We start from the raw sequence: 12,065 nt of genomic DNA, 5'->3' as shown, positions 1-12,065 counted from the left end.
TGGACAGGTGAACGAGGGGTGCCACCGAGGCAGGTGAGACGGGGGTGGGCACCGGCCCTGGGGGCGTTCGGGAAACCGTCGCGGCAGCTATTGCGGACGGCGATCATGGGGTGGCCGGTACCCTTGCCTGTGTTTCACGTGAAACATGTCCCCGATTGCGAAGACTGGATGAACGACGATGCATCGGTACAGGTCCCACACCTGCGGCGAGCTCCGCGCCTCTGACGTCGGCAGCGACGTCCGGCTGAGCGGCTGGCTGCACAATCGCCGAGACCTGGGCGGCATCCTCTTCATCGATCTGCGCGATCACTACGGCATCACGCAGCTCGTTGCCCGCCCCGGCACCCCCGCGTACGAGGCCCTCGACAAGGTCTCCAAGGAATCCACCGTCCGTGTCGACGGCAAGGTCGTCTCCCGCGGCGCGGACAACGTGAACTCGGAGCTGCCGACCGGCGAGATCGAGGTCGAGGTGGGCGAGGTCGAGCTGCTCGGCGCCGCGGCCCCGCTGCCCTTCACGATCAACACCGAGGACGGCGTGAACGAGGAGCGGCGCCTGGAGTACCGCTTCCTCGACCTGCGCCGTGAGCGCATGCACCGCAACATCCTGCTGCGCACGTCGGTCATCTCCGCCATCCGGCACAAGATGACGACGCTGGGCTTCAACGAGATGGCGACGCCGATCCTCAGCGCCACCTCCCCCGAGGGCGCGCGCGACTTCGTCGTCCCGTCCCGCCTCAACCCGGGCCGCTTCTACGCCCTGCCGCAGGCTCCGCAGCAGTTCAAGCAGCTGCTGATGATCTCGGGCTTCGACCGGTACTTCCAGATCGCGCCCTGTTTCCGCGACGAGGACGCCCGCGCGGACCGCTCGCCGGGCGAGTTCTACCAGCTCGACGTGGAGATGTCCTTCGTCGAGCAGGAGGACGTCTTCCAGCCGATCGAGAAGCTCATGACCGAGCTGTTCGAGGAGTTCGGCAACGGCCGGCACGTCACCTCACCGTTCCCGCGGATCCCGTTCCGTGAGGCGATGCTGAAGTACGGCTCCGACAAGCCGGACCTGCGGGCCCAGCTGGAGCTCACCGACATCACCGACATCTTCGAGGGTTCGGAGTTCAAAGCATTCGCGGGCAGGCACGTACGGGCCCTGGCGGTGCCGGACGTGGCCGCGCAGTCCCGGAAGTTCTTCGACCAGCTCGGTGACTACGCGGTCTCGCAGGGCGCGAAGGGCCTCGCCTGGGTGCGGGTGGCCGAGGACGGCTCGCTGACCGGCCCGATCGCCAAGTTCCTGACCGAGGAGAACGTCGCCGAGCTGACGAAGCGCCTGTCGCTGGCGGCCGGCCACGCGGTGTTCTTCGGCGCGGGCGAGTTCGACGAGGTCTCCAAGATCATGGGCGCGGTACGCGTCGAGACCGCCAAGCGCGCCGGGCACTTCGAAGAGGGCGTCTTCCGCTTCTGCTGGATCGTCGACTTCCCGATGTACGAGAAGGACGAGGAGAGCGGCAAGATCGACTTCTCGCACAACCCGTTCTCGATGCCGCAGGGTGGTCTGGAGGCCCTGGAGACCCAGGACCCGCTGGACATCCTGGGCTGGCAGTACGACATCGTCTGCAACGGTGTCGAGCTGTCCTCCGGTGCCATCCGGAACCATGAGCCGGAGATCATGCTCAAGGCCTTCGAGATCGCGGGCTACGACCGGGACACGGTCGAGGAGCAGTTCGCGGGCATGCTCCGCGCGTTCCGCTTCGGCGCCCCTCCGCACGGCGGCATCGCCCCCGGTGTCGACCGCATCGTCATGCTCCTCGCCGACGAGCCGAACATCCGGGAGACCATCGCGTTCCCGCTGAACGGCAACGCGCAGGACCTGATGATGGGTGCGCCGACGGAGCTGGACGAGACGCGGCTGCGTGAGCTGCACCTGTCGGTGCGTAAGCCGGTGAACCCGGCGAAGTAGCTCCCGCGACGGGACGGTCGGGTCCCGCGACGGGACAGTAGTCGGGTCCCGCGACGGGACAGTCGGGCTGAACGCCTGTGGGGCGGTGTCACCTTCGGACAAGGTGACACCGCCCCACAGCCGTTCAGGGAAGATCCTCGCGGTCGTCCCCCGCCGGGAAGGCCTCGCGGTCCGGGAGCATGAATCGGCGATGACGAGGAGTGAATCCCCGAGTACCCCCATCTGGGTGATAGCGGTTTTTCCCAGGACGTAGAGATTCGGACAGTACGCGTTCGTCGTAACCGTGAGTCACCTGCGTGCGATGCGGCTCCTCCCTGGTCGGCGTCCCCGTGCGAGGCCTGTCCCGGCCGTGAACGCGCCCCCTTCGCACGCTCCTCGACGCTCCGGCGGGTGACATCACTTACCGGCCATACACCTCGTTGACCGCGAAGCGCCCCTCCCCGCACGCTCCTCCAGCACGCGGTCTCCCTGTTCCCGGGGCGACTTCGGATGGGCCCCAGGTTGCCCGGGGCCGGGCGAGAGGAAGACCAGTCGATGTCCCGTAGCGCGGAGAACCTGCACAAGCCGGTCCGCAAGTCGCTGACCGAGCGCACCCAGGACGAACTCGAGATCGCAGGGTTCGACGAGGTCGACACCCCGGCGGCGGACATCGTCAGCCTCGGCGGCGCCGGCTGCACCAAGATGCTCGGCAAGACCTACGCCTGACCGCTCTCCCGGGGTTCCGGCGTCAGGACGCCGGGGCCCCCGGGACCCGTCGTGCCGGACCCCGGAGAGCCCGCCGATGCAGCGCATCACCTCGGAACCGCCCTACTTGGACCAGACAGATCATGTGTACGTGCCGCTCGCCGGACCGGCGGACGGGGCCGCTCAGTGACGTCTCCGGCCGCTCGGCCCTCTCGCGACCCGGCGCAGGACACCGGCGGGGCTCTCGTCCGACGTGTCCGCCGCGGCTATCTGTTGGTGTCCGGCCTCGACTACTTCGCCGACATGCTCCTCACCGTGACGTCGATCCTGCTGCTGCAGTCGCTGGGCATGGGCTCGGGGTCGGTGTTCGCCCTGATCGCCGCGGTGTGGATCGTCGAAGGGGTCTGCGAGATCCCCACCGGCGTCCTGGCCGACCTGCTCGGCCGACGCGTCTCGGTCGCGCTCAGCTTCGTCCTGAGGGCGGTCGGCTACAGTGCCCTGTTCTTCAGCGGCGATGTGTACGTCGCTGCCGCCGGAGTGCTCCTCGCCGCGCTGGGCGGCACCTTCGCGTCCGGCGCCCTGGAGGCCTGGGCCGTGGACGAGACCGGGGGCACGGACCCGCGCGGCCTGGACCGGCTCTTCGCCGAGGGCAAGATCGCCGAGAACGCCGGCCTCGTCCTGGGCACGCTGACCGGCGCTGCACTGGGCACGCTGGACCTGGCGCTGCCCCAGATCGTCGCGGGCGTCTCCTGCACACTGGCGGCCGTACTGTCCCTGCGGTTCCTGACCGGGCGACCGCGTCCGGACCGTCCCCGGCGAGCGTTCGCCCCACGACTGGGGGAATCGTTCGGCGAGGTCATGACCGGGGCCCGGCTCACCCTGCGGGGCGACAAGGTGCTGATCGCCCTGATCGTCGCCACCGCCTTGCTGTGGCTGTTCCGGGGCATCTCCGGCGTCCGGTGGACGGTCGTGTACGAGGGACTCGGCAGCGTCGCCCTGGCCTGGCCGCTCGCCGCCGCCGGTTTCGGCGTCGCGGGCCTGTGGGTGGCCTCCCTGGCGGTGCGCCCGGCCGGGCTGCGCGACGGCGCCACCGCCGAGTACAACTGGCGCCGGCTGCTGCCGCTCGCCCACCGGGTGCGCGTGCTGTGGCGCCTCCTCAGAGCCTGTGCCCGGCCGGGGAGGTGACACAGGCTCCGAGGAGGCGCCGGCACCCGCCGATCAGTTCGCGTCACGTTTCTGACGCGAACGGCAATCCACAGTCCGCACCCACGTTGTTGACAGCCTTCTTGTCTAGCTTCCTCGTTCATGACGGGAAACCAGTCGGCCCAAGGGCCGAAACACAAGCGGAACGTGACGCGTCGCAAGGTCGTAGTGGCAGGTGGCGCCGCGGTTGCCGCGGTGGGCGTGGGCGGCACGATCGCCGCGACCGCGAACGCCGGCCAGACGACGAAGGGCACGTCGCCGACCGCCACCTCGACCTCGACCTCCTCGGAGGCCTGCTACAAGCTCACCACGGAGACCACCGAGGGGCCGTACTACATCGATGCCGACAAGCTCCGGCAGGACATCACCGAGGACAAAGAGGGCATCCCCCTGACCCTCCGTCTCAAGGTGATCGACAACGACACCTGCAAGCCCATCAAGAACGCCGCTGTCGACATCTGGCAGTGCGACGCGCTGGGTCTCTACTCCGGCTACGAGGAGGCCTCCAGCGGCGGTGGCGGTACGCCGCCCACCGAGGCGCCGACCGGCACACCGACCGGTCCCCCGCCCGGGGGCGGCGGTCCCGGCGGCCACCAGGAGCCCACCGACGACAAGCGCTACCTGCGCGGCACGTGGAAGACGGACAAGCAGGGCTTCGTCACCTTCAAGACGGTCTTCCCAGGCTGGTACCAGGGTCGTTGCGTCCACGTCCACACCAAGGTGCACGTCGGCGGCACCTGGACGGACGCCGGTTACGAGGGTGGCAACACCTGCCACACCGGCCAGTTCTTCTTCGACGAGGAGTCGGTGCTCGCCTCGGCGGAGGTCGAGCCGTACTCCACGTCGACGACCGAGCGCACGACGCTCACCGAGGACCACATCTACGACCAGTCCGGCACGACCGGCGGTCTGCTCAAGCTCAAGTACAAGGAGAACAGCATCGCGAAGGGTGTCCTCGGCACCATCACGATGGGCGTGGACCCGGACGTGACCCACGAGGGCACGGACGACGCGGTACGGCCGGGGGCTTCGGAAACGGCCTCGGCAACGCCTTCGGCGAGCTGAACCGTATGACCGCCGACTGAGTCGGCCGCGCGGGAACGGGCCCGGAATGATGGTGATTCCGGGCCCGTTCGCCGTGCGCTATGCCGGGCTGACGAAGGAGCGTGCTCAGATGTCGTACGAGCCGTCCCAGGGTGGGGCGAAGCCCAGGCGCTCCGGGTAGAGCTCGGCCCACGGTTCACCCTCGTCCTCACCGGTCAACAGGCCGAACAGCACGCCGTCGCGGGTGAGGCGGAAGGGCTGGACTGCGATGTCCGTGTAGCGGCGGCGCGGGAGGCTGCGGAGGAGTTTCGCGAGATGGGCCTGGGCCTGGGCGAGGACCGAGCCCGGCCCCTGCGGGTCGCGCTGCTGCTCGGTCCAGGTGCCGGCGCACCAGATCTCCGAGTCGCGGTGACGGCCCTCTGTATCGAAGGTGTGGAGCACCGTGAAGAGGCGTTTGTGCTCTTCCCAGCCGTCGCCAGGGCGGAAATCCTCGGGGAAGGCGTAGGTGACCGACCCCAGGAATTGCCCCTCCGCGTAGTGACCGATGGCGTCGGTGCGGTGGTGTGGCTTGTACGCGATCCGGATGACCTGGGGGACTGCCATGACGAAACCATACGGAGGGATTGTGCACATGCCAGGAGCGGGGTCCCGTAACCGGAGCACGGGTTTTCGGTCGGCATCATCCGGATCGGGTCGTAAGCACCGGACGAGGCGGTTCTGCGGCCCTGGATTCGGGGCACGGCTCGCTGGGTCCCTCGGCCTGCCAGGCGTCGGGGGCCGTCACCTTCACCGTCACCTTCACCTTCGGCGTCGACGCGGTGCCGGTCGTCGGGGACGCGACGAGGTGGGCGTCGGTGATCGTGCACGTCAGTTGGGCGAGGGCTGTTCTGTTCAGGGGCTCGGTGCCCGGGGGCAGTTCGACCGACACGCTCGTGCCGTTCGTGCGGACTGTCGGCGGGGCCTGCAGCGACGGAAGTTCCGTGGTCAGCCCTCTTTGGTCGACACCGGTGTCCGGCCCCCGGAACAGCGTCTCCACGGCCGTTCTGGTGTCGGGCGGGTCGAGGAGCTGGTAGCGGACGCCGATCAGGCTGCCTTCCCTGACGAAGTAGATGGTCTGGGCCGGCTGGATGCCTTCGGCCCCCTCCCCGGCCTCCACGACGCCGGTCGGGGGGATACCGGTCGAGGAGAGGCCGCAGGAGGAGAGCAGGATGGCCGCGGTGGTCGCGCCGGCCGCAGCGATCAGCCCGAGCCCGGGTCGCAACGACCGATGTCCGAGCCCCGTGCTCGTGCCCGCGTTGGGGTCCACGTTCGTGCCCCTGCTCGTGCTCATGCCCCTGCTCATGCCTCCTCCCATCGGAAGCTCGCGATGCCCTCGTCCGGCGGGCCCTCCGGGTCCTGCTCCGGATCCTGCTCCTGCCCCAGTGGTATCTCCACCGTGAACACCGCCCCGGTGCCCCCGGCGTCCCCCGTGCCCTCCGCCCGGTTCGCGGCCCGGACAGTGCCCCCGTGCAGGCGGACGTTCTCCGCCGCTATCGAGAGGCCGAGGCCGCTGCCTTCCGATCGGGGCCGGGCCGAGTCCGATTTGTAGAAGCGGTCGAACACGTGGGGCAGGACGTCCGCGGGGATGCCGGGCCCGCTGTCCAGAACCTCGATGACCGCCACCCGGTGCCGGTCCCGGTGCCGGTGCCCGTCGTCGGACCGCGGCAACTCCTGTGCGTACAAACGGAGTTCCACGGGGCGTGCACCATGCTGGAGTGCGTTGCCGATCAGGTTCGCGACGATCACGTCGAGGCGGCGCGGGTCGACCCGGCCGCGCAGTTCGCCGGGCGCGGGGAGCCGGGTGCTGTCCACCGTGTCCAGCCAGGCGCGGGCGGCGAGGGTGCGGTGAAGGCACTCCGCGAGGTCGAGATCGTCGAGTTGCAGGCCCGCCGCGCCCGCGTCGAAGCGGGAGATCTCCATCAGGTCGTCCACCAGGCGGGTCAGTTTCACGGTCTCCGAGCTGATGAGCCGTACGGCTGTGGCGGTGTCCCCGTCGAGCTGGGCCGCCTCCTCGTCGAGGACGTCGGTGACGGCCGACATCGCGGCCAGCGGGGTACGCAGCTCGTGCGACACGTCCGCGACGAACCGGCGGGCGCGGGCCCCCATGCGGCGCAGCTCGGCCACGGACTCCTCCAGTGCGGCGGCGGTCTCGTTGAAGGTGTGTGACAGGTCGGCGAGTTCGTCGGAGCCGTTGACGGCGAGCCGGGTGTCCAGGTGGCCCTCGGCGATGCTTCGGGTGGCGCGGCGCAACTCGCGTACCGGACGCAGCACACCGCGGGCGGCCAGCAGGGCGAGCAGGACGGCGAGGCCGAGGGCGGGCACGACGGCGCGCCCGATGGCGGTGACCAGCGCGTCGACGTAACCCTGCTCGCCGGTCTGCGGCACCGTCAGGAAGACCGCGACCCCGGACGCCGGGCGCTCAGCGGGCGAGCCGAAGGCGACCGGCATGCCGACGACGAGCGAGGAGCGGCCGCCCGTCGTGACGCGCTGGAAGACGGCGGCCCGGCGGGATCCCACGGCCGACCGCATGGCGGGCGTCAGCTCGGTGAAGCTGTCCAGTGGGGTGGAGCCGGCGCGCAGATCGCCGTAGGTGGCCAGTACGCGCCAGCGCTGCGTCGGTTCGGCACGGGCCACCTGCTCGGCGACCCACTCCAGGTCCTGCTGGGTCGGCGGGTAACTGATGCCCGGCGCAAGGGAGTTGACGTGCTCGCGCAGGCGTTTGATCACGTTGTCCTGGCTCTGCTGGAGCACCCCGATGCGGGCCTCCCGGAAGGTCAGGGCGCCAGTGGTCAGGGCGGCGACGGCGGCGACGAGCACGAAGGCCACGAGCAGCCGGCCGCGCAGGCCGTTCAAAGGCGTCCTCACCGGTTCACCCGTTCACCCGTTCACCGGGACTGGAACCGATAGCCGAAGCCGCGCACGGTCTGGATGTAACGCGGTTGCCCCGCGGGCTCGCCCATCTTGGTGCGCAGCCGTTTGACGCACGCGTCCACCAGCCGTGAGTCGCCGTGGTAGCTGTGTTCCCACACCGCCTCCAGCAACTGTTGGCGGGAGAACACCTGGCCGGGCGAGGCGGAGAGCGTGAGCAGCAGCCGCAGTTCGGAAGGTGCGAGGGAGATCGGAACCCCCTGCCGTGTGATGGTCAACCCGGCTCGGTCGATGGTCAGTTCGCCGTCGTCGCCATGGGTCTCTATCTTCGGTATGCCGCCGTCGGGGTTCGGCGTGCCGCCGACCCGGCGCAGGACCGCGCGGATACGGGCTTCGAGCACGCGTGCCTGCACCGGCTTCACGACGTAGTCGTCAGCTCCGGCTTCGAGCCCCACCACGATGTCCGTGTCGTCGCCCCGGGCGGTCGCCATGATGATCGGCACCTGGTCCTCGGTACGGATCCGGCGGCACACCTCAAGACCACTGAGGCCGGGCAGCATCAGGTCGAGTACGACGACGTCCGGCCGGAAGGTCCGCAGCAGAGCGAGCCCTTCCTCGCCGGTACCGGCGGCGGTGACGTCGTGTCCCTGGCGGCGCAGCGCGAGCCGGACGCCCTCCTGCACGGCGCGGTCGTCTTCGATCAACAGGACACGTGGCATGCGCTCAGTATCCGTAAGGCTCGGGAGGCTTGCGGCGGGGAGGGGGGCCGCACAGGGAACTGTTACGGGACGATCACATAGCCTGGTCGGCCCTCGGTCGGCCCCCGGTCGGTCCTCGGCGGCCCGGCGCGGACGATCGTCGACCGTTACGATCTCGTTATCTTCTGAGCCAGAACCCATCACATCGCGTATTCACTCTTGATGTCCATGACCATGATCAGCCGCCGCGCGACCAACGGGCCCCCGGTCGCCACGTTCTCGACCGCCAAGCCGCCGACGGCGCGATCCCGTCGCCGTCGCAGAGGCTCCACGCACGGGGGCGGCGGACGGGGCGGCAGGAAGGGGAAAGGCCCTCTGCTGTGGGGCCTCGCCGCGCTGGCGGTGTTGTCCGCCGCGGCCCTGGCCGTGAACGGGACGACGACCACGGCCTCCGGTTCCGACGACAAGCCGGATGCCGCCGCGCGGCCGTCCGATCCGGCGTCGAAGGATCCGAGCGGAAGCCCCTCCGCTTCGGCTTCGGCTTCGTCCTCGTCCTCGGCGTCGGCGTCGGCGTCGGCGTCGGCCGAGGATGCCGGCAAGGGCGTCGAGTCGCCGGACGCTTCCGCCTCCGCTTCCTCCTCCTCTTCCTCGCCCTCCATCCCGTTAACGGGTCCGGGCACGTTCACCACGGCCGGGGGCGGGAGCAAGACCGTGGGGAAGGGAGCCCGCGTTCTGAGCTACGAGGTCGTCGTCGAGGACGGCCTCAAGCAGTCGGCCGCCGATGTCGCCCGGCAGGTGGAGGGCATACTGGCCGACCAACGCGGCTGGACGGCCGACGGTCGGTCGGGCTTCCGGCGCGTCTCCGGCGGTACGTCCGACTTCGTCGTACGGCTCGCCACGCCGGGAACGGTGGACGAGATCTGCGGCCGCTACGGCCTGAACACCGGCGGCGAGGTCAACTGCAGCGTGGGCAAGGACGTCGTGGTCAACCTCAAGCGGTGGCTGCTGGCGACCCCGGTCTACGCCGATGACGTGGACGACTACCGTGCCCTGATCATCAACCACGAGGTCGGCCACTTCCTCGGCCACGGCCATGTGACGTGCGCCGGCGCGGGCAAACCGGCCCCGGCGATGATGCAACAGATCAAGGGCATGCGCGGTTGTAAGCCCAACGTCTGGCCGTACGACGCCAACGGCAGCCTGATAACGGGACCGGCCGTGTCCTGAGCGACGGCAGGCCGGCCGGCGGAGCTGGCGAGGACGACGGGGCCGGGGTTCTCTCCTGACCTGGTCCGACTGAAGGTGCGTAAACGGCCCGGGACTCGGCTTGGCGTCCCGGGCCGCTTTCATACGCCGTGGCTCTCATTCGCGAAGATCTCGTCGGTTGAGAGCGCGGTGAGGGATCGGTCGAGCCAGCGACGCAGGATGTCGAGGTCGTCGCAGACGGTGATGCGTGTTCGTGCCTCGTCGGGGACATCGATACCGCGTCGCTCCAACACGAACAGGATGTCCTCGGCCCGGCCCTGCGCTTGCCCCTGTGCCTGGCCTTCCTCCCGGCCTTCCTCCCGGCCTTGAGCCAGGCCTTGAGCTCGGCCTTGGTCGCGGGCTTCTTCGAAGATGGGTGACTTGTAGAAAGAAAGGTCCACGGCCACTAGGTTCCTCCAAAGTGCCGCGGCGGGCAGTTTGCCCAGGCCGCGTGAGATGAATTCGATGACGGGGTTTTTGACGGCGTCCGGTTCGTCCCGCAGAACGGTCGTCACTGCTTTGAGTATGGTCCCGATCTCCGGGCTCTTGGCATGTGTGATCGCGGACAGTGTCGCGAGCGCGAGGTCCTTGCGGGCCTCGGTCGGGTCGGTGATCAGCGGCATGTTGTGCGGGCCCGCGACCAGCGGACTCAGGGTGAGCAAGGGCCACTGGCGAGGGCCGAACTTGACCGGTTGTTCCGCCCATACGGCGGTCGCGGGGTCCTGGCAGATGACCAGCAGCATCGGCTGCAGCCGGTACTTCGTGAGCAGGTACGAGGCGTAGTACGCCCAGCTCGCGGGCTTGTCCGGGTCCTTCTTGCCCTGGGCCTCGACGGCGAGGAGGATCGGCTCGTCGTCCTCCGTCTCCAGCCGCAGCAACGTGTCGACGCGGCGTTCGAGCGGGCGGTCCTCGGTGAGGTCCGTCGGCATGAGGGTGACCGAGGTGGGCGGTGCGAAGTCGACGCCGAGCACCTTGGACACTCCGGAGAAGAGGTCCGGGTGGTCCTGGAAGATGCGGTGCATCGCCTCGTGTGGCGAGCTGACCATGAGGTTCCCTGTGAGAGCGGGCGGGCATGGGATGGAAGCTGCTTATGGCACATGCCCGTGGCAGGTTCCAGCGGGAGCGTAGGTCAGCAACGCGTTGTGCAGAGAGCCCAGTTGTAGTTATTCACTCGCGGGGGTGAATGCCGCCGAGGTTGCCGGAGCGTATGCCGTGGAGGAGGTGGGCGAGGGGGGTGGGGGTGGTGATGAGTTCTATGGAGGGGGCGTCGCTCTCGCGGAAGTGGATGGCGTGGGATTCGGCGGCGAGTTCGACGCAGGCGTTGCCGTCGCCGCTTCCCGAGAAAGACGACTTCTGCCAGATGGGAGGAGTGCTCATCGTGTGCCTCATAGCTCCTTCGTCAGCCGGTGGATGAAGTCACGCGATCGTTTGGGACTGAGTGACGCGTTCTCCATTCTACGAAAGAGCGTTCGATAGCCAGCCAGTTGGGCTTCTGCGTCGATGAAGCCCGCGCCTTGAGGCGAATCGCGTACGACCGTGTCCAGCCTGGGTACGGTCCCGCCCGCGTACACCATGGCGCTGTCGGCGCCGGCGAACCTGTCCAGGTCGAACGGGATCACGCGCACGGTCACATGGTCCGCTTCCGAGAACTCCAGAATGCGGGCGAGCTGAACTCGTGCCGCGGTGCGGTCGCCGACCCGGATGCGCAGTGCTGATTCGTGGATCACTGCCTCGTACTGGATCGGCTGGGGGTCTTCGAGGACGACGCGCCGTTCCAGCCGGTGCCGGACACGCAAGTCGAGTTCGCCCTCGGGGAGTTCGGGAACCCGGTACCCGAGGATTCCGCGGGCGTAGTCCTCCGTCTGGAGCAGGCCGGGGACGTGCAGGAAATCCACGTCCCAGCGGTAGGTGGCGTGGTGCTCCAGCTCGGACAGGTCCAGGAACGAAGTGGGCAGTCGGCCCCGATACTCCTCCCACCAGCCACGCGTACGATCCGTCGCCCATGCCACCAGCGCGTCGATCAGCTCCTCATCCGTGCAGGAGTAATGGGCGGCCAGGCGTCGCAGGCGTTCCTCGCTCACGCCTGCGGCGCCGGACTCGATCTGGCTCATCTGGGCGGAGTTCGCTCCCAGCAAGGCTGCTGCCTCGGTGGCCTTGAGGCCTGCGGCGTCGCGCAGTTTGCGCAACTCGGCGCCCAGCCGCTGCTGTCGGGCGGTGGGATGACGCCTTGTTGCCATGTGCCCAGCTTCCTGATTCAACTCACCTGCCGAGGTGCCTCGTTCGGGTGCCAGGCTAGGTGAACGGCTTGCACGGTCGCAACTTTAAGGCCTACCGTC

At 69.0% G+C, this 12,065-nt stretch carries 12 protein-coding genes; 5 read left to right on the top strand and 7 right to left on the bottom strand.

Features of this window, described 5'->3' with window-relative positions; translation table 11 throughout:
• Positions 1-178 precede the first annotated feature (178 nt).
• The 4 genes from aspS (at position 179) to AB0D14_RS09560 (ending at position 4,900) form a co-directional block, all read left to right on the top strand.
• Entirely contained in the window at positions 179-1,948 is a 1,770-nt protein-coding gene (aspS, locus tag AB0D14_RS09575) for an aspartate--tRNA ligase (RefSeq protein ID WP_362776454.1), read from the top strand.
• A 534-nt stretch (positions 1,949-2,482) separates the two neighbouring features.
• Positions 2,483-2,653 carry a hypothetical protein gene (locus AB0D14_RS09570; protein WP_362776453.1) on the top strand — a complete coding sequence of 57 codons (171 nt, stop codon included), beginning with the start codon at positions 2,483-2,485 and terminating at the stop codon, positions 2,651-2,653.
• Positions 2,654-2,818: 165 nt separating this feature from the next.
• A complete protein-coding gene (locus AB0D14_RS09565) occupies positions 2,819-3,817 on the top strand; it encodes an MFS transporter (RefSeq protein ID WP_362776451.1) in 999 nt (332 codons plus the stop codon).
• Between the two features lie 120 nt (positions 3,818-3,937).
• A complete protein-coding gene (locus tag AB0D14_RS09560) occupies positions 3,938-4,900 on the top strand; it encodes an intradiol ring-cleavage dioxygenase (protein ID WP_362776449.1) in 963 nt (320 codons plus the stop codon).
• A gap of 105 nt (positions 4,901-5,005) precedes the next feature.
• Here AB0D14_RS09560 and AB0D14_RS09555 read toward each other — a convergent pair whose 3' ends face one another.
• The 4 genes from AB0D14_RS09555 to AB0D14_RS09540 all read right to left on the bottom strand — a co-directional run bounded on the left by AB0D14_RS09555 (position 5,006) and on the right by AB0D14_RS09540 (position 8,505).
• Complete coding sequence (locus AB0D14_RS09555) at positions 5,006-5,482, bottom strand: hypothetical protein (RefSeq protein ID WP_362776447.1); 477 nt, start codon at positions 5,480-5,482, stop codon at positions 5,006-5,008.
• A 76-nt stretch (positions 5,483-5,558) separates the two neighbouring features.
• Positions 5,559-6,209 carry a hypothetical protein gene (locus AB0D14_RS09550; RefSeq protein ID WP_362776445.1) on the bottom strand — a complete coding sequence of 217 codons (651 nt, stop codon included), beginning with the start codon at positions 6,207-6,209 and terminating at the stop codon, positions 5,559-5,561.
• An 8-nt stretch (positions 6,210-6,217) separates the two neighbouring features.
• A complete protein-coding gene (locus AB0D14_RS09545; RefSeq protein WP_362776443.1) occupies positions 6,218-7,783 on the bottom strand; it encodes a HAMP domain-containing sensor histidine kinase in 1,566 nt (521 codons plus the stop codon).
• Positions 7,784-7,803: 20 nt separating this feature from the next.
• On the bottom strand, positions 7,804-8,505 hold the full coding sequence (locus AB0D14_RS09540) for a response regulator transcription factor (RefSeq protein ID WP_362776441.1): 702 nt from the start codon (positions 8,503-8,505) through the stop codon (positions 7,804-7,806).
• Positions 8,506-8,862: 357 nt separating this feature from the next.
• Between AB0D14_RS09540 and AB0D14_RS09535 the strand changes: the two genes are divergently transcribed.
• Complete coding sequence (locus AB0D14_RS09535; protein WP_362776612.1) at positions 8,863-9,711, top strand: DUF3152 domain-containing protein; 849 nt, start codon at positions 8,863-8,865, stop codon at positions 9,709-9,711.
• 119 nt (positions 9,712-9,830) lie between these two features.
• On the opposite strand, the gene AB0D14_RS09530 is transcribed toward AB0D14_RS09535, so the two are convergent.
• The 3 genes from AB0D14_RS09530 to AB0D14_RS09520 all read right to left on the bottom strand — a co-directional run bounded on the left by AB0D14_RS09530 (position 9,831) and on the right by AB0D14_RS09520 (position 11,966).
• The gene (locus tag AB0D14_RS09530; RefSeq protein WP_362776439.1) at positions 9,831-10,775 is read right to left on the bottom strand and encodes a hypothetical protein; all 945 of its coding nucleotides are present in this window, start codon (positions 10,773-10,775) and stop codon (positions 9,831-9,833) included.
• 121 nt (positions 10,776-10,896) lie between these two features.
• Positions 10,897-11,106: a DUF397 domain-containing protein gene (locus AB0D14_RS09525; protein ID WP_362776438.1), complete on the bottom strand. Its 210-nt coding sequence runs from the start codon at positions 11,104-11,106 to the stop codon at positions 10,897-10,899.
• Between the two features lie 8 nt (positions 11,107-11,114).
• A complete protein-coding gene (locus AB0D14_RS09520) occupies positions 11,115-11,966 on the bottom strand; it encodes a helix-turn-helix transcriptional regulator (RefSeq protein ID WP_362776436.1) in 852 nt (283 codons plus the stop codon).
• Positions 11,967-12,065 lie beyond the last annotated feature (99 nt).

Origin of the sequence: Streptomyces sp. NPDC048484 (genome assembly GCF_040651415.1) — a bacterium.
Taxonomy (GTDB): Bacteria; Actinomycetota; Actinomycetes; order Streptomycetales; family Streptomycetaceae; genus Streptomyces.
The sequence above is the reverse complement of the archived record's forward strand: the minus strand, read 5'-3'. Positions and strand labels throughout refer to the sequence as shown.